Below are 18,877 nucleotides of genomic sequence, written 5' to 3' on the forward strand. Positions count from 1 at the left end.
CCGAGGGTGCTCTTATTTGGCAAGTTCAGTCGACAAAAGAGCCTATTGTCTACCGAAGATGCTCTTATTTGACAAGTTGAGTCGACAAAAGAGCCTATTGTCTACCGGCAATGCTTTTATTTGGCAAGTTCAGTCGACAAAAGAGCCTATTGTCTACCGACGATGCTCTTATTTGACAAGTTGAGTCGACAAAAGAGCCTATTGTCTACCGACGATGCTTTTAATTAGCAAGCTCAGTCGTCAAACACATCTAATTTCCTAAAAGAGAAAAAGAAAGAGCTCTGCGAGGTAAATGAACCAACCCCAAGAGCTCTTCCTAAAGTTCAAGTCGGATTATAAGCCCCATCCAAATCCGCCAGCTCTTCCGTTTCATCCGACGGAGCAGTCGCATGCTGATGATCCTTCACCATATCCGACCACCGTTCACATAAAGCCGTCAAAGGACAATAACGGACAATTCCCTCAGCAACCTTCATCGCACCACAAAAAGCAATAAACAAATAAGAATCTCTCCAAGGGCGCTTAATCATCTTAGAAGTACTCCAAGCGACAATCGTTAACCCAAACGTAATCCGAATTAACGCATTCAAAATCCCTATATTAGGTGCAATTTTCACCTTGATCACTCCTTCACAACTTTTATACAAATTTTTGAAATACTTTACTGCTTTAAAAAGTAAAATATGATAAGATAAGTATCTAAAGTCATTTTGTAAGGGCTTTCTTTATTATTAAATCAACATATTATTATATAGATAGTTTTTATAGGGAGGGACATGGTATGCTGGAACAACGCTACCGCTGGAAAAACAAACAATTACGCATGCATGTATCCGTTTTAGAAGGAAAAACATCACCAACAATATTATTGAAAAATGCACTATATTTAAATCAGACCTTTCGCAAATGGATGAGAGCGAACATCTGGATTTATGAAGACCGCATTGTCTATGTTGGCGATAACATGCCTTCTTTGATCGAGGACTGTGAGATCATTGACTGCACTAATGAATTCATTGTGCCAGGATACATCGAGCCGCATGCACATCCGTTTCAATTATATAATCCCCTGACATTAGCCGCCTATGCATCCCAATTTGGCACAACAACGCTAATTAACGACAATATGGCGCTAATTTTACATTTAGAAAAAAAGGAAGCGTTTTCACTATTAAGAGACCTCCGCTCTATCCCATCAAGCATGTATTGGTGGAGCCGTTTTGACTCACAAACAGAATTAATGAATGAAGAAGAGAAGTTTTCACATAGTAATGTAAAAGCGTGGCTCGAACATGATGCTGTGCTGCAAGGCGGGGAATTAACAGGCTGGCCTAAATTACTCGATGGCGATGACATGATGCTTCATTGGATTCAAGAGGCCAAACGAATGCGCAAACAAATCGAGGGTCATTTTCCGGGCGCTTCTGAACAAACATTAGCAAAAATGATGCTGTTAGGAGCGGATAGCGACCATGAGGCTATGACCGGAGAAGATGTATACAATCGGCTTATGCAGGGCTACATGGTCTCCTTACGGTACTCATCCATCCGTCCTGACCTTCCGCAAATTTTGGATGATATGAAACGGCTTGGGATTGAAGCTTATGACCGGCTAATGTTTAATACCGACGGTTCATCCTCTACTTTTTATGAACAAGGGATGAATGACCAAATGATCAGAATCGCGATCGAAAAAGGTGTACCAATGGTGGATGCCTATAACATGGCAACCATCAATATTGCCCGGTATTATAATATTGAACATCTCCATGGCACGATTGCCACAGGCCGTATTGCCAACATTAATTTCTTATCAAGTATGGAAGATCCAACGCCAGTTTCCGTTTTAGCCAAAGGTAAATGGGTAAAGAGGAACGGTGTAAAAGTGGAAGGCATGTATGGAGAACTTAACTGGAATGAATATGGATTTAAGCCATTGGAAATGGATTGGCACCTGTCGGTTGACGACATGCAATTTTCTATGCCGTTTGGAATTAAGATGGAGAACTCCGTCATTACAAAACCATATTCCATTTCCATTGATGCATCAGTAGAACAACTTCCAAAAGATTCGGATGAATGCTATTTCATGCTGCTGGACCGTAATGGAGTATGGAGAATAAACACATTGGTAAAGGGTTTTGCAAGAAACCTATCGGCTTTAGCCAGCTCTTATTCGAATACGGGTGACATTATCCTGATTGGTAAAAATAGAAGTGATTTAGTAAGCGCCTTCAATAGAATGAAAGAGTTAGGCGGCGGAATAGTCATGATGGAAGACTCCAAGGTTGTTTGTGAAATTCCTCTAAATTTAAGCGGAATCATGTCAGATGTTCCAATTGAAAAATTAATAGAACAAGAGACAAGATTATTAACAGAATTGAGAGACCGGGGATATCAATTTTCAGACCCTATTTACAGCCTTGCTTTTTTCTCAGCTACACACTTACCTTACATTCGGGTTACACAGCAAGGAATCTATGATGTAATGAACAAATCAGTATTCTTTCCGTCGATAATGCGATAAACTGTAGGTAAGTAAAGAGTTAAAGCGTGAAAGTGTCAATAAAAATGGATAAAATAGAGGTGTTCACTTCATGAAAAAATGGGCTGTTGCCATGGCAGCTACTCTTTTGCTTTTTACTGGGTGTACTGTTAAGGAAACCGTAAAAAAACCTGTTAATAATGACAAAACAGATGCGGGACAAGAGAATAAACCAGAAGATGCAGCGAAAGATAACCTCTATTTTTATCCATTAACAGGTATAGGAACAGACACTAAACCAGACCAGCGAGCCGTAGCTGTCATGGTTAATAATCATCCAAAAGCAAGACCGCAATCAGGTCTGATCAAAGCTGATATTGTTTATGAGATTCTTGCTGAAGGGGATATTACACGCTTCCTTGCTGTCTTTCAGAGCCAGAGACCCACAAACATAGGGCCGGTAAGAAGCGCAAGGGATTATTATATTGAGCTGGCAAAAGGTTTAAACGCACTCTATATTGCCCATGGTTATAGTCCAAAAGCCAAACAGCTGCTCGAAAGCAATTATGTAGATAATTTAAATGGTATGGTTTATGATGGTACATTATTTAAACGCTCCCGTTCCCGAAAACCACCTCATAACTCTTATATTACCTATAAAAACATTTTGAAAGGTGCCGGGCAAAAAGGGTATACGATGAAGAACAGTCCCCCTTCTTTTACTTTCTACTCTATGGAGGAAAGCAAAACACTATCGGGACAAGAGGCTAAGTCGGTCAGCATCACTTATTCAAAAAGCGGAACATTTAATTCAACATACGAATTTGATGAAACGGCCGGCAAGTATAAGCGTTTTTCTGCAGGAGAGCAAACCGTAGACCTAGAAACCGGTGATCCGATTCTGCTTGATAATATTTTTATTATTGAAGCGGTGCATCGAACAATTGATACCTATGGGCTTAGAGACATTGACTTAAAGTCTGGTGGAAAAGCATATTTGCTGCAGATGGGGAAGTTGAACGAGATCGAGTGGGCTAATAAAAATGGCAGGATTATTCCTGTGAAAAATGGTGAAGAAATACCATTGGTACAAGGGCATACTTGGGTCAATGTGATCCCAGCCGAGCCTGGACTCGAGGAAAGTGTTACAATTAATTAACTAACTATAATAAATAAAGGGGTAAAATACATGCAAATCAACAAATTGCGGGGAAAAGAACTCGACCAATTATTCCAGGCGGTTCTTTCATTACAAGATCTAGAAGAATGCTATCGCTTTTTTGATGATTTATGTACGATTAATGAAATCCAATCGTTAGCACAGCGTTTGGATGTAGCAAGAATGCTCCGTGAAGGTAATACGTATCATAAAATTGAAACGGAAACAGGAGCAAGTACAGCGACCATTTCCAGAGTCAAGCGCTGTTTGAACTTTGGAAACGATACGTATGAAATGGTTTTAGAACGGATTAAGGAAGAAAAGCAGACGGAAGAGGAATAACACAAACCGGAGACAGTTATCTTCGGTTTTTTTTTGTGGAAGTTAGGGCTTCTTGAGCTTTGCGTATCTGTTTAGGGCGCTTACACTTTTGATTGGATATGATTTCTATATATAGATTTATTGTTTTCTTTTTTAATACAAAAAAGCTAATGCTATAATGGTGTAATGGAAAGTTGATAGGAGGATTCCTTGAATGTATGATATTCGCGAGTGGCGGCATGTCTTTAAACTCGATCCTAATAAAGAAATAACCGATGTCGAACTTGAACAGATCTGTGAATCAGGTACAGATGCCGTGATGGTAGGCGGATCGGACGGAGTGACACTCGAAAATGTCCTTGATTTGATGGCAAGAATTCGCCGCTACACCGTTCCATGTGTTCTGGAAGTGTCTAGCATAGAAAGTGTTACACCGGGATTTGATCTTTATTTTATCCCAACCATCTTAAATAGCCGAGATCCTAAATGGATTACAGGGCTGCATCATCAGGCGGTTAAAGAATTTGGAGAAGTCATTGACTGGAATGAATTCTTTATGGAAGGTTATTGTATTCTTAACGAAGATTGTAAAGCAGCAAAACTAACCCAGGCAAACGCCCATTTAACCACTGAAGATGTTAAGGCATACGCGATGATGGCTGAAAAAATGTTTCAGCTCCCAATCTTTTATTTAGAATATAGCGGTAAATATGGAGACCCGGCAGTAGCAGCGGAAGTGAAAAAGACACTGGAAAACACAACCCTTTTCTATGGCGGAGGCATTTGCTCTTTTGAGCAGGCAGCTGAAATGGCTAAACATGCTGATGTAATTGTGGTCGGGAACGTCATTTATGAAGATTTTCAAAAGGCTCTTGAAACGGTAAAGGCCGTTCGATAGAAATTTGCTTTACAAGGATATAAACAGTATGATAAAAACGAGAACAAATGTTTGTAATGGTGGTGGAATAAGTGCAATTTTTAACAGATAAGCTTTTAAACGGTCTTAATCCGGAGCAGCAAAGTGCTGTTAAGGCAACGGATGGTCCACTTCTTCTAATGGCAGGTGCCGGAAGTGGTAAAACAAGAGTATTAACGCATCGAATTGCGTATTTAATTGTGGAAAAGCGTGTGAATCCCTACAACATTCTTGCAATTACGTTTACAAATAAAGCCGCAAGAGAAATGAAGGAACGTATCGGTAAAATGATGGGCGGGGCGGCTGAAGAAATTTGGATTTCCACGTTTCACTCCATGTGTGTAAGGATCTTGCGCCGCGACATTGATCGGATGGGTTTTAACAGGAACTTTACGATTCTCGATACTACCGACCAGCAATCGGTCATTAAGGCCATCCTAAAGGATAAGAATCTTGACCCTAAGAAAAATGACCCGCGTGCCATCTTGGGGTCGATTAGTTCGGCCAAAAACGAACTAATCGATCCGGAAGAATACGAAAAGACTGCTGGTGGGTATTTTGAACAAACGGTTAGTGATGTTTACAAGGAATACCAAAAGCGGCTTAGAAAGAATCAAGCCCTCGATTTTGATGACTTAATCATGATGACGATTCAGTTATTCAAGCGGGTGCCTGAGGTACTAGAGTATTATCAGCGAAAATTTCAATATATTCACGTCGATGAGTATCAGGATACAAACCGGGCTCAGTATATGCTTGTACAAATGCTCGCGAGCAGGTTCCGTAATCTTTGTGTTGTCGGTGACTCTGATCAGTCGATCTACAGATGGCGCGGTGCCGATATTGCCAATATCCTTTCGTTTGAAAAAGACTACCCGAATGCCACAGTGATTCTGTTGGAGCAGAACTATCGCTCCACCAAAAGAATTCTCCTGGCTGCAAATAAGGTGATTGAAAATAACCTCAACCGGAAGAAGAAAGATCTTTGGACAGAAAATCCGGAAGGAAACAAGCTAGTGTATTACCGGGCGGATAGCGAGCAGGGGGAAGCCCAGTTTGTTGCTGGGAAAATTAAAGAATTAACGCGTGATAATAATCGTCAGCTTTCCGATATTGCGATCCTTTACCGGACCAACGCTCAGTCGCGTGTAATGGAGGAAGTGCTCTTAAAATCAAATATCGATTACTCCATTGTCGGCGGCATCAAGTTCTATGACAGAAAAGAAATTAAGGACATGCTTGCCTACCTGCGTTTGATATCTAACCCGGATGACGATATCAGTTTACAGCGTGTGATCAATGTACCGAAACGCGGAATTGGTTCAAGTTCATTAGATAAAATTGCGGACTTTGCTGCACAGCATGATATCTCTATGTATCAGGCTTTAGAATCGGTTGAACTCCTTGGCTTAAGTCCAAAAATTACAAAAGCAGCTGCCCAGTTTAGGGATTTAATTGGAAACTATACAAATATGCAGGAATTCCTCTCAGTTACAGAATTGGTAGAAGAAGTGCTCGATAAGACGGGATACAGGGAAATGCTTAAGGCCGAAAAGTCTCTTGAGGCCCAAAGCCGACTTGAGAACCTGGAGGAATTATTATCCGTAACCAAAAACTTTGAGAATGCAAGTGAAGATAAGAGCCTTGTTGCTTTCTTAACAGATTTGGCTTTAGTTGCTGATATAGACTCATTGGATGAAGATGGGGAAAAGGCGGATTCCATTACCCTTATGACACTGCACTCCGCCAAAGGACTGGAATTCCCAGTCGTCTTCTTGATTGGTATGGAAGAAGGCGTATTCCCGCATAGCCGTTCCTTAATGGAAGAAGCGGAGATGGAGGAGGAGCGCCGGCTTGCATATGTAGGTATTACAAGGGCTGAGCAGACCTTATTTTTAACAAATGCACAAATGAGAACCTTGTTTGGCAGAACAAATATGAACCCGGCTTCAAGGTTTATATCAGAAATCCCAGAGGATTTAATTGAAGGGGTGGAATCAGAGAAACCGGCAGCAGGCCGTACCTTTGGAGCTGGCGGAAGATCTTTTGGGTCACAAGGGACCGCATTTGGCTCGCAGCGCGCGACGTTTACAACACCGGCTGCCCCAAGAAAGCCTGTCATGCGCCCTGTTTCTGCTGGAGCTTCTGGTGGAGAGGAGCTCGGCTGGAAGGTCGGCGATAAAGCTGAACATGGCAAGTGGGGAATTGGAACGGTTGTAAGTGTAAAAGGACAAGGTGAAGGAACTGAGCTTGATATTGCTTTCCCAAGCCCTGTAGGAATTAAACGCCTATTAGCAAAATTTGCGCCTATTAATAAGGCATAATAGCTGTCTTGACAGTTTGGATTACCTTTATGAAAGGGCTGGATATATGGATCTTCAAACCGCTGAAAGAAATATTGAGGAAATAAGAAGCCTTTTAAATCAATATGGCTATGAATATTATGTGCTCGACAACCCTTCGGTACCCGATGCCGAATACGATAGGCTGATGCAGGAGCTGCTGGAACTGGAGGATCAATTCCCTGAACTAAAAACGCCAGATTCACCGTCAGTGCGTGTCGGAGGTTCTGTGCTTGCTGTTTTTGAAAAGGTAGAACACCGTACACCCATGTTAAGTTTAGGAAATGCCTTTAATGAGGAAGATTTAAGGGATTTTGACCGCAGGGTCCGGCAGGCGGCAGGCGGGAATGTTTCGTATGTCGCTGAGTTGAAAATTGATGGACTTGCCGTATCGCTCCGCTATGAAAATGGACTTTTTCTTCAGGGAGCAACCCGTGGGGACGGTACAATCGGCGAAGATATTACGGCCAATTTAAAAACGATTAATGCCATTCCGCTTCGGCTCCGTGAAAATGTTTCTATTGAAGTGCGCGGGGAGGCATACATGCCTAAGCGCTCATTTGAAGCCTTGAATCAGCAGCGGGCGGAACGGGGCGAAGAGCTGTTTGCTAACCCGAGGAATGCAGCAGCCGGTTCATTAAGGCAGCTTGACCCGAAAATTGCAGCATCAAGAAAACTCTCGGTGTTTTTATATGGAATCGGAAATACAGATGAAACAGGTGTCGTAACGCATAGTGAAGGCTTGGATTATTTAGACCAGCTTGGCTTTAAAACCAATAAAGAGCGTAAAAAATGTGCATCAATCGAGGATGTCATTGAATATGTCAACAGCTGGATCGATAAACGTCCGCATCTTCCATATGAGATTGACGGAATAGTAATCAAAGTGGATTCGCTTGCCCTTCAGGCAGCGCTTGGTACAACCGCAAAGAGTCCGCGCTGGGCCATTGCCTACAAGTTTCCGGCTGAAGAAGTCGTGACGACTCTTTTAGAGATTGAATTAAGTGTAGGGAGAACGGGTGTGATTACCCCGACAGCGATTCTTGAACCTGTTAAGGTAGCAGGCACAACCGTCCAGCGGGCTTCCTTGCATAACGAGGATTTAATCCGCGAAAAAGATATCAAAATCGGTGATAAAGTGGTTGTTAAAAAAGCGGGCGATATCATCCCTGAAGTGGTTAATGTTTTGGCTGATCAACGAACAGGGGAAGAAGTGGATTTTCATATGCCGGCACATTGTCCGGAATGTGAAAGTGACCTCGTCCGTCTTGAAGGTGAAGTGGCATTAAGATGCATTAATCCTAAATGTCCTGCACAAATTCGTGAGGGACTGATCCATTTTGTTTCCCGTGACGCCATGAATATTGATGGTCTGGGGGAAAAGGTGATCAGCCAGTTATTTGCTGAACAGTTAATCAGCGATGTGGCGGATATTTATAAACTGACCAGGGAGCAGCTTCTTGCCCTAGAAAGAATGGGGGAGAAGTCTGTCACAAACCTGTTAAACGCGATTCAAGCTTCCAAAGCTAATTCGCTTGAAAAACTGTTATTCGGCCTTGGCATTCGTCTTGTGGGGGCAAAAGCGGCAAAAACACTTGCGCAGCAATTTCTATCCATGGATAAATTAGCCCAAGCAACTAAAGATGAGTTAGTCAGCATCAATGAAATTGGTGATAAGATGGCTGATTCGATTGTCTCGTTTTTTGAGCAGGAAGAGGCTCGGGAGCTTATGAATGAATTGGCAGCGGCGGGCGTGAATATGGAATACAAAGGAGCAAGACCTGTTTCAGTCGAAGAATCTGACAGTATTTTTGCTGGCAAAACCGTAGTCCTAACAGGAAAACTGGAACAGCTATCACGAAATGAAGCGAAGGAAAAAATCGAAGCGCTTGGCGGTAATGTCTCCGGAAGTGTGAGTAAGAAAACACATCTCGTCATCGCAGGTGAGGATGCTGGTTCTAAGTTAACCAAAGCTCAGGATCTAGGTATCGAAGTGTGGGACGAAGAGAGGCTTTTAGTGGAATTAAATAAATAAGAGGTGGAACGAACGTGAGGAAAATCTCATTGCTCGCTCTCTCCCTGGTCTTTTTGCTAAGTGCTTGTGCACCTAACTTTCAAAAGCAAAATGAAACAGTTCAAACGGATGAGGAGTCATCAGATAAGGCGATTATTCCTAAGTACAATATCTCGAATAATTATTACAGGACCATCCTGCCATTTGAACAGGGGGAAGCGCGCGGATTAGTCGTTAACAATATTAATACCAGGTATGACTTGAATGAGTTTGAAATGGGTTTAATGAGAATTGCACAGAATAGCTTTGATACAGATAAATATTATTTCCAAGAAGGCCAGCAGCTGAAAGCGGAAACCATAAAAAAATGGTTAAATCGTCAATATACGGCTGCCCAGCTTAAGAAAAATGAAATGAAAGCAGCTGATAATATCGGCTTAAATCCAGTCAATACCAGTTCAGATGGCACTACTCCATCGAGCCCTATCTATCTAGCTCACATTCTGGAACATGACTACCTGACAAAAGATGATGAGGGAAATGTATCTCTTGCAGGAATTACGATAGGTCTGGCCTTAAATTCGATTTACTATTATAAATTACAATCGGATGGAGATACCTTAGAGAAAAAGATCTCGTTCTCTCAAATGGAAAGTGAAGGTAAGAAAATGGCGGCAGAAGTGGTTAAACGTCTCCGCGCCACGAAGGGTTTAAGCAACATACCAATCACGATAGCTTTATTTGAACAGCAAAGTAAAACATCGGTTGTACCTGGAAACTTTTTTACCTATACAACGGTTGATCAAGGAAGTTCTGAGCTAAATGGCTGGGAAAAGGTCGATGAAAAATACTATCTATTTCCTTCAACTGATGCAGAAAATGACCATCGTGACGATACCATTGCCTTCTTGAACTTTAAACAGGATGTAGAAGAATATTTTCCTAACTACAATGGGGTAATTGGAAAGGCATTTTATGTTGGTGATCAACTTCAGGATTTAAGTATTACGATTCCCATTCAGTTTTACGGAAAGACAGAAGGGATTGGGTTTACTCAATATGTAACAGGGCTTGTAATGGAACATTTCCCTAAATATCTATCTGTTTCTGTTAGTGTAACATCCGTAGATGGTCCCGAAGCATTAATTGTCAAAGAGGCTAACTCTACAGAACCATTTGTTCATATTTATCAATAAGACCCGGCGCTTGCTGGGTCTTTTTGTGCTGAAAGCATGGGTTTAGGCCTTTATTCAGGTATTTCCTAATCATTCTTAATCATGATAGAATGAACATGATGTAACCGTTTTATACATAAAGTGGGAGGGGATAAGAATGATACAACCTTACAAGCATGAACCATTCACTGATTTTTCACTGGAAGAAAACCGCCAGGCCTATCTTGAGGCGTTACAAACTGTTGAGGGATATTTAGGGCAAGATTATCCACTTGTCATTGGCGGTGAGAAAATCACAACAGAAGAGAAAATCATATCCTATAATCCAGCTAATAAAGAAGAAATAATCGGCCGTGTGTCAAAGGCGAACAAAGAGCTAGCTGAAAAAGCAATGCAAGCGGCTGTTGAGACATTTCATACTTGGAAAAAGACGAAAGCAGAAGTACGTGCAGATGTATTATTTAAGGCAGCGACAATTATTCGCCGCCGGAAACACGAGTTTTCTGCACTGCTTACAAAAGAGTCAGGCAAACCTTGGAGAGAAGCGGATGCAGATACAGCAGAAGCCATTGATTTCCTTGAATATTATGGACGCCAAATGCTTGCACTGAAAGATGGTGCCCCAGTCCAAAGCCGTCCAAATGAATTTAATCGGTATCATTATATCCCGCTTGGTGTCGGTATTATTATTTCACCATGGAATTTTCCTCTTGCGATTATGGCGGGTACAACGGTAGCTGCCATTGTATCTGGTAATACGGTTCTATTAAAACCAGCTTCAACCACACCAATTGTGGCAGCTAAATTTGTGGAAGTAATGGAGGAAGCAGGTCTTCCAAAGGGTGTATTAAACTTTGTACCAGGAAGCGGTGCGGAGGTAGGCGATTATCTAGTAGACCATAAAGATACTCGCTTCATTAGTTTCACAGGTTCACGTGATGTTGGTCTTCGGATATTTGAACGTTCATCTAAACTTAGTCCAGGTCAAATTTGGATGAAGCGATTAATTGCGGAGATGGGCGGTAAAGATACTATTGTTGTAGATTCAGAGGCAGACCTAGAGCTTGCTGCACAATCCATTGTTGCAGGAGCATTCGGGTTCTCTGGACAGAAATGTTCCGCCTGTTCACGTGCGGTTATTGTGGAAGATGTATATGACCAAGTATTAAACCGTGTTGTCGAACTAACAAACCAGTTAACTGTAGGTAATCCAGCAGAGCACGAGAACTACATGGGGCCAGTAATTGATAACAGTGCGTATAATAAAATTCTTGAATATATAGAGATTGGAAAGCAAGAGGGTACGTTAATGACTGGCGGCCATGGTGATGACTCGAAAGGTTATTTCATCCAGCCAACGGTTTTTGCAGACCTTTCACCAACATCCCGGATGATGCAGGATGAAATCTTTGGTCCAGTGGTTGGTTTTACAAAAGCAAAAGATTTTACAGAGGCAATTGAGATTGCAAACAACACGGAATATGGTTTAACGGGTGCAGTTATTACAAATAATCGCGCACACTTGGAGCAGGCGCGTGAAGATTTCCATGTTGGCAACCTTTATTTCAACCGCTCTTGCACAGGAGCAATCGTCGGCTACCAGCCATTCGGCGGATTTAACATGTCAGGTACTGATTCCAAAGCAGGCGGTCCAGATTACTTACTTCTGCATCTGCAGGCAAAAACAACCTCAGAAATGTACTAAAATACTTCAACACAAAGACCCCTTCTCCGGTGAGAAGGGGTCTTTGTGTTGAGGTGCTATAGCAGGACAGTGAAGGGATGCATGAATCTTTTTAAGTGGTCATTAATCAAATTCTAATTAAACCTTTACATGAAATTAATACAAAAGTATGAAGCAGATGATAATATTCGAGAGTACAAGATGAAAAGAAAATTTCTTAATAAGAATATCGTCATTAATGAAGAAACCATTCTATGCATATAGTAACCAAAGACCTATTAATAATTTGTTACCTTGGAGGTAATTATGCCTTTGATTCCAATCTATTTGTTCCATGTCACAGCTGCCGTACACAGTGAAAGTCTGCTCTGGACCTTTCTAATCTGTAATGCTTTTGTTGTCACTTCTGGAATGATCTTTATTTATAGGCTGTTTAAGCAAAAAAAAGTACGGAATGCCGGACTGCTGTTCGGAGCGGCATTAGCTATTAATTATATCCTTATAGCAATATTCGGAGACCCCTTTGACTTGTTGGGATAATAAGACAAATAAAAGCGGAGGTCACTTGGTAATGGGACAAATGAGCGTTATTGAAGAGAGGGGCTGATTGGATTGAAATATTACCGTTTATGGGTAATTGCATTTTTATTAAAATTCATTGGGTCTGCTTGGGATGCATCCTATCATTTTAAGTATTTATTTGAGGAATATTCCATTCCCCATATTGTAAATACACTCGGATTTGCCTTAGGTGGAATCTTGTTAGTTAAGGAATGGAGAAGTTCTACTTATATGGATGGGTTCTCAAGGAATTTAGTTACTATTGGGTACGCGCTGTTTCTGATTGGAATTCCTTTGGATTTTACCTACCATATCGCCTATGGGATTGATTTAACGACATGGAGCCCAACCCATTTTATTTATTATATTGCAACAGATATTATGATACTCGGTGTATGGCGAGGCTATCATCTGCATACACAGCATAACTTACCATCGTGGAAGTCCATGCATACTTGGTTTGCTATGTTTTTGCTAGAATGTTTATTGTTTCCAAACATGCAGCAGGAAAATGGGGCAATCTCTTTCGATCAGTACATTCATGGTAAATCGATTGCTTCACAGGAAATCCTTGAGTTGATCAGAGACCCGGCCTCACAGATATTTGGGGGTATCCCTGAATTTGTGTATCCGATCTATTCCATCTTAATGGTGGCACTATTAACCGTCCTAATGATTCGGATTTTTCGTGATTTCACCATGCCGATTACAGCGGCAGCACTTTATATTGTCTTAAGATTAATCGGAAAAACGGTCTTCTTCGCAGTCGGATATCCCACCTCCTATATACCGATTACAATCATCCTTATACCGCTGGCCTATTCATTGTTTAGAAGAACCAATTGGCTTGCTGGCCTCATTGGCAGCCTAACCTACTTTCTAAGCCTATACGCTATCCACAAGTTCGGAATACTCATCACACCTCCGATTCGTTTATGGGAGCTTGTCCCTGTGGTCCTAATTGGCACCCTCATTCCCGTCATCGCGGGCCTCCTCCCCTCCCAAGACGCACTAAAAAAAAGTAAACAACTCGTATAAGGTAAAAAGGGTGCCTGTCACCCTTTTTCTCATTGGAGCAGGGTTTTGTGTTCAAATGTTCACAATTAGCCGTTTAGATGTGACGAACGTCACAATTTTTCGGGGGAAGTCGATTTACAATCTAACTATAGAGAAAACTTACTACTTAAAATATAAAACTACTATTAAATATAAAGGAGCCAAACTGATATGAAGAAATTAGTAATGATTGGTAACGGAATGGCTGGAGTGAGAACAATTGAGGAAATTCTTAAGTTAAATACGGAGCCATTTGAGATTACCATTTTTGGCGAAGAGCCTCACCCAAACTATAATCGAATTAAACTTTCAAATATCCTTCAAGGTGATACAAGTTTTGACGACATTATCATTAATCCGCTTGATTGGTATAAAGAAAATAATATCCAGCTATATACAGGTGAAGCTGTTGTAAAGATCGATACGGAGGCAAAGTGTGTAATCAGTGATCAGGGCCGTAAGGTTGAATATGATGACCTGATTATCGCAACTGGTTCTAAATCTTTTATTCTTCCTATTCCCGGTGCTGACAAACAAGGTGTGACGGGTTTTCGTGATATAAAAGATTGTGAAATGATGATCAAATCAGCAAAAGAATATAAGAAGGCTGTAGTAATCGGCGGCGGACTATTAGGTCTCGAAGCTGCAAGAGGACTGCTAAACCTTGGCATGAAGGTGGATGTGGTACACTTAATGCCTCATCTTATGGAGCGGCAGTTAGATCCAATCGCATCTTCTCTATTAAAAACAGAACTAGAATCACAAGGTATGAACTTCTTAATGGAGAAACAGACAGTTGAAATAGTAGGTGAGACCCAAGTAACAGGTCTTCGTTTCAAAGACGGGTCTGAAGTTGAAGCAGATCTAGTGGTTATGGCTATTGGGATTAAGTCTAATATCCAAGTAGCTAAAGACAGCGGCATCTATGTGAACCGAGGCATTGTGGTTAATGACTACATGGAAACAAGCGTCCCGCATGTTTATGCTGTTGGTGAATGTGCAGAGCACAGAGAGATTGTCTATGGTTTGGTTGCACCATTATACGAGCAGGGTAAAATCCTCGCCAGCCGCATCTGCGGAACTGAATCAAGCCCATATGAAGGCTCTGTTACTGGTACCCAGCTAAAAGTTGCTGGTGTGGATTTATTCTCTGCAGGCGAAATTTTTGAAGATGGCACTACTAAATCAATTATGATTTACAATGAGTACGAAGGTCTTTATAAGCGAGTATTAACTAGAAACAATGTAATCGTAGGAATTGTCCTTTATGGCGATACAAAAGACAGCACACGATTATACCGTATGTTGACTAAAAAAGAAGACATCAGCGGGGTTTCTATTTTCCATACAGAATGTACCGGTGAAGCTGGCGTTGACGATATTGCTTCCATGCCAAACGACGAACTAGTCTGCGGCTGTAATGGTGTCACAAAAGGTGCGATTGTGGAAGCCATTCAAACACAAGGTCTAACAACACTTGACCAAGTCAGCCATTGCACAAATGCCGGCCGCTCTTGTGGCCGCTGTAAGCCAATGGTCGGCCAGATTCTTGCCCACACACTAGGTGATCAGTTTGATGCTGCTGCAGCTCAGAAAACAAGCATTTGTGGATGTACGACAATAAGCCGTGAAGAACTAGTAGCTGAAATTAAGGAAAAGGGCTTAACAAGCGTTAAAGAAGTTATGAACGTACTTGATTGGAACAACACCGAGGGCTGTACAAAATGCCGCCCTGCGATTAACTACTATCTTGGTATGATTCATATGGATGAATATAAGGATGATCGTGATTCTCGACTAGTGAACGAAAAAATGCATGCCAATATTCAAAAGGATGGCACGTATTCAGTCGTTCCAAGAATGTATGGAGGTGTAACAACAGCAGCAGATTTGAAAAAAATTGCGGAAGTTGCTGAAAAGTATGACGTACCTTTAGTAAAATTAACTGGTGGACAACGGATTGGATTGTTCGGAGTGAAAAAAGAAGACCTTCCAGCAATGTGGGAAGAGCTCGATATGCCATCAGGATATGCGTACGGAAAAACATTGAGAACCGTTAAGACTTGTGTTGGAGCACAATTCTGCCGTTACGGTACACAAGACTCCATGGCACTGGGAATCGAATTAGAGAAAAAATTTGAACGTCTGGATACACCGCACAAAGTTAAAATGGGGGTATCTGCTTGTCCAAGAAACTGTTCAGAAGCAGGCATCAAGGATATCGGCTTCGTTGGTATTGACGGCGGCTGGGAAATCTATGTTGCTGGTAACGGCGGTGTTGACCTTCGGGCCGGAGACTTGCTATGTACAGTGAAAAACGAAGAAGACGTAATGGAAATGACAGGTGCCTACCTTCAATACTACCGTGAAACAGCCGCTTACTTGGAGCGTACTTCTAAGTGGGTTGAACGGGTGGGACTTGATCATATCAAAGAAGTACTCGCAAACGAAGAAACTAGAAAAGCCTTAAACGAAAGAATGGATCAAACATTGAAAAAATATATCGAGCCATGGGATGAAGCCATTCAAAGTGAAGAAATCAAAGATAAGTATTATACAAGCCATAACATTACTGTTGGGAGTGAATCAAAATGATCGAAACCATTACCCGTATTCCAGTAGCACATTATGCTAATGTTAAAGCAAGGGCAGGCTATTCTATTAAGGTTGATTCAACAGAAGTGGCCTTATTTAAAACAACAGCTGGTGAAATTTATGCATTAGAGAACCGCAGTCCACATCCAAAGGGCGGAGTTTTATCTGAAGGTCTTGTCAGCGGTGATTTCGTGTATTGCCCGGTCTATGATTGGAAAATCTCATTGGCAGATGGAAAGGTTCAGGCGCCTGACGAAGGTCAGGTCCGGACCTTTAAGGTAGAAGTGAAGGAAGATATTATCTTTATCGTTTTATAAAAGGGGAAGGAAGGCTGCAAGATGAAAACAGGAAAAGTATTTCTAGTAGGAGCAGGACCTGGCGATGCAGGCTTAATTACAGTAAAAGGGCTGGATGCGATTAGACAGGCTGAAGTCATTCTCTATGACCGGCTTGCCAATCCTAAACTGTTAGATTATGCAGACAGTAATTGTGAGCTTATCTATTGCGGAAAATTGCCCGACCGCCATACATTGCGTCAGGAGAACATTAATGAACTCCTTGTGCAAAAGGCTTTGGCAGGGAGTGTTGTGGTCCGCTTAAAAGGGGGCGATCCTGGCGTATTCGGCAGGGTTGGTGAGGAAGCAGCTGCCCTTAGTGAATACCAAATTCCTTTTGAAATCGTTCCGGGCATTTCATCGGGGATTGCAGCCCCCCTTTATGCAGGAATTCCCGTCACACACCGGGAGCATGCGGAATCTTTTGCGGTGGTAACAGCTCATGATAAATCACAGGACGGCAAACCCCTCCTTGATTGGGAGGGACTTGCCAGAGGTGTGGATACCATTGCTTTTTACATGGGAGTCGGGAATCTGCCGTTTATATGTAAGAATCTAATCCAGCATGGGAAGCCTGAGTCTACGCCCGTGATATTAATCCATTGGGGGACCTTCGGCCGGCAAAAGACCTTGCAAGGAACGTTAGCAGATATTTCTGAGAAGGTGTCAGCGGCCAAGTTCAGCAATCCGTCGATCATCTTAGTCGGCGATGTCATCTCTCTCCGTGAAAAAATCAGCTGGTTTGAGAAAAAGCCATTGTATGGCAGGCAAATACTGCTGGCGAGGACAAGTGCAGGCCCAAGTGAACTAGCAAAAGAACTTCTTTCACAGGGGGCAGACGTCATTGAGTTTCCAAAGTGGAAAGTAACAAAGATTCCACTTGATCTCGCAGGGATCACAAACTATGAAAAAATATTATTTACATCACCGGAAAGCGCTGCTGAATTTTTCTCGGCCGTTATAGAACAAGAAATCGATATTCGCCGCATACATGCTGAAGTTTTTGGTATGTCTAGTAAAACAATAAAGAGGTTGCGTGAGCGCGGCTTTATCGGTAAACCTGCCTCTGAGATTCAGGATTCTGAAAATATGCTGATTGTCGGCGATCATCACTTGTTGCATAAGGACTTTCCAAAAGCAAAAGTAATGATGACAAGTTCTAAGGAACTGGACCGGCAATTCCTGCCGATTTTTCAAAGGATGCTTGACGAAGCAGAGGTCAATACAATGATATTTCCAAACAGTGCCTCAGTCGAACCGTTTATGGCGGCTTTGGCAGAATGTAATATAAGTGCAGTCGAGTTCTTGAATAGTAAACAGGTACTTACGTTGGGCGAAACAACCAAATCCGCTGCCATACAAGCTGGACTTGTTTCAGCTGAAATGACGTTGAACCCATCGAAGGAAGCCTTAGTTAACCATTTGGTGGAGCATCCATTACAGGGAGTGCAAGAATGAGTACAAACTATCCGATTATGTTACAACTTGATGGGAAAATGGCAGTAGTAATTGGCGGCGGCAAGGTGGCTGAGCGAAAGGTTCGTGGACTGCTTGGCACGGGCGCCAATGTGAAGGTGATTAGCCCGGAAGCAACTGCTGCACTTCAGACCCTATTTCACGATGGTAAACTAATTTGGGAAAAAAGATCTTTTTTAAAAGAAGACCTTCAGGATGCTTCGCTAATCTTTGCCGCTACTGATAATAAGGATACTAATCAAATGGTTAAATCCTTGGCAGAAAAACATCAGCTGGTCACCATTGCGGATGACCCGGGACAATCGGATTTTCACCTTCCGGCCCATGTGCAACGAGGAAGGCTGAGTATTGCTATTTCTACAGGAGGCGCGAGCCCTACACTCGCCAAGAAGTTATGTGTTGAGTTAGAACAGCGATTTGATGAACGGTATGAGGATTATCTTGAATTTCTGTTTTCTGCAAGGCAATGGATCCTGAGAGAGGTGAAGGATCCTTCTCTAAAAAGAAAGCTGCTAACGGCGATTGTAAGTGAAGATTTTTTAAATAGTCAAAATCGTACGGAGGATTTCCGGCGTTTATATAAAGAATGGAAGTAAGAACGGGTGCCTTAATAGCGGGTACCCGTTTTTTGATATCTGTGTGGGGAAATTCAACGATTTTCCTGGATTGGAAGGTCCTTTCGATATAGACAAGGGAGATACACATTTTTAAAAATTTTTAAAAAAGTGGTTCCATTTTCCAAATTACTGTTATATAAT

15 protein-coding genes are annotated in these 18,877 nt (G+C 41.9%); 14 read left to right on the forward strand and 1 reads right to left on the reverse strand.

Annotated features, from left to right (window positions below):
- Positions 1 to 323 precede the first annotated feature (323 nt).
- On the reverse strand, positions 324 to 617 hold the full coding sequence (locus GXK58_RS16415) for a YgaP family membrane protein (RefSeq protein ID WP_160724248.1): 294 nt from the start codon (positions 615 to 617) through the stop codon (positions 324 to 326).
- Positions 618 to 781: 164 nt separating this feature from the next.
- Here GXK58_RS16415 and GXK58_RS16420 point away from each other — a divergent pair, with 164 nt between their 5' ends.
- The 14 genes from GXK58_RS16420 to GXK58_RS16485 all read left to right on the forward strand — a co-directional run bounded on the left by GXK58_RS16420 (position 782) and on the right by GXK58_RS16485 (position 18,715).
- A complete protein-coding gene (locus GXK58_RS16420; RefSeq protein WP_160724249.1) occupies positions 782 to 2,527 on the forward strand; it encodes an adenine deaminase C-terminal domain-containing protein in 1,746 nt (581 codons plus the stop codon).
- 70 nt (positions 2,528 to 2,597) lie between these two features.
- The gene (locus GXK58_RS16425) at positions 2,598 to 3,644 is read left to right on the forward strand and encodes a DUF3048 domain-containing protein (RefSeq protein WP_160724250.1); all 1,047 of its coding nucleotides are present in this window, start codon (positions 2,598 to 2,600) and stop codon (positions 3,642 to 3,644) included.
- Between the two features lie 30 nt (positions 3,645 to 3,674).
- A complete protein-coding gene (locus tag GXK58_RS16430; RefSeq protein ID WP_160724251.1) occupies positions 3,675 to 3,986 on the forward strand; it encodes a YerC/YecD family TrpR-related protein in 312 nt (103 codons plus the stop codon).
- Positions 3,987 to 4,179: 193 nt separating this feature from the next.
- Positions 4,180 to 4,863, forward strand: coding sequence for a heptaprenylglyceryl phosphate synthase (locus GXK58_RS16435; RefSeq protein ID WP_160724252.1), 684 nt, complete (start codon positions 4,180 to 4,182; stop codon positions 4,861 to 4,863).
- Between the two features lie 71 nt (positions 4,864 to 4,934).
- Complete coding sequence (pcrA, locus tag GXK58_RS16440; protein WP_160724253.1) at positions 4,935 to 7,205, forward strand: DNA helicase PcrA; 2,271 nt, start codon at positions 4,935 to 4,937, stop codon at positions 7,203 to 7,205.
- A 46-nt stretch (positions 7,206 to 7,251) separates the two neighbouring features.
- A complete protein-coding gene (gene ligA, locus GXK58_RS16445) occupies positions 7,252 to 9,258 on the forward strand; it encodes an NAD-dependent DNA ligase LigA (RefSeq protein ID WP_160724254.1) in 2,007 nt (668 codons plus the stop codon).
- A gap of 14 nt (positions 9,259 to 9,272) precedes the next feature.
- Positions 9,273 to 10,433 carry a CamS family sex pheromone protein gene (locus GXK58_RS16450; RefSeq protein WP_160724255.1) on the forward strand — a complete coding sequence of 387 codons (1,161 nt, stop codon included), beginning with the start codon at positions 9,273 to 9,275 and terminating at the stop codon, positions 10,431 to 10,433.
- Positions 10,434 to 10,569: 136 nt separating this feature from the next.
- Positions 10,570 to 12,117 carry an L-glutamate gamma-semialdehyde dehydrogenase gene (pruA, locus tag GXK58_RS16455; RefSeq protein ID WP_160724256.1) on the forward strand — a complete coding sequence of 516 codons (1,548 nt, stop codon included), beginning with the start codon at positions 10,570 to 10,572 and terminating at the stop codon, positions 12,115 to 12,117.
- 285 nt (positions 12,118 to 12,402) lie between these two features.
- Positions 12,403 to 12,636, forward strand: a complete 234-nt coding sequence (locus tag GXK58_RS16460; protein ID WP_160724257.1) for a hypothetical protein — start codon at positions 12,403 to 12,405, stop codon at positions 12,634 to 12,636.
- Positions 12,637 to 12,708: 72 nt separating this feature from the next.
- Positions 12,709 to 13,695, forward strand: a complete 987-nt coding sequence (locus GXK58_RS16465; protein ID WP_160724258.1) for a hypothetical protein — start codon at positions 12,709 to 12,711, stop codon at positions 13,693 to 13,695.
- 189 nt (positions 13,696 to 13,884) lie between these two features.
- Positions 13,885 to 16,308 (forward strand): nitrite reductase large subunit NirB, encoded by a 2,424-nt coding sequence (nirB, locus tag GXK58_RS16470; RefSeq protein ID WP_160724259.1) that lies wholly within the window; start codon positions 13,885 to 13,887, stop codon positions 16,306 to 16,308.
- Entirely contained in the window at positions 16,305 to 16,625 is a 321-nt protein-coding gene (nirD, locus tag GXK58_RS16475; protein ID WP_160724260.1) for a nitrite reductase small subunit NirD, read from the forward strand. The genes nirB and nirD overlap by 4 nt, the downstream gene beginning before the upstream one ends.
- A 21-nt stretch (positions 16,626 to 16,646) precedes the next feature.
- Positions 16,647 to 18,101: a uroporphyrinogen-III C-methyltransferase gene (cobA, locus tag GXK58_RS16480; RefSeq protein ID WP_160724261.1), complete on the forward strand. Its 1,455-nt coding sequence runs from the start codon at positions 16,647 to 16,649 to the stop codon at positions 18,099 to 18,101.
- Positions 18,098 to 18,715: a precorrin-2 dehydrogenase/sirohydrochlorin ferrochelatase family protein gene (locus tag GXK58_RS16485; RefSeq protein ID WP_160724262.1), complete on the forward strand. Its 618-nt coding sequence runs from the start codon at positions 18,098 to 18,100 to the stop codon at positions 18,713 to 18,715. Before cobA ends, GXK58_RS16485 begins: the two co-directional genes overlap by 4 nt.
- Positions 18,716 to 18,877 lie beyond the last annotated feature (162 nt).

This window comes from Bacillus sp. USDA818B3_A, from assembly GCF_009928415.1.
Taxonomy (GTDB): Bacteria; Bacillota; Bacilli; order Bacillales; family Cytobacillaceae; genus Neobacillus.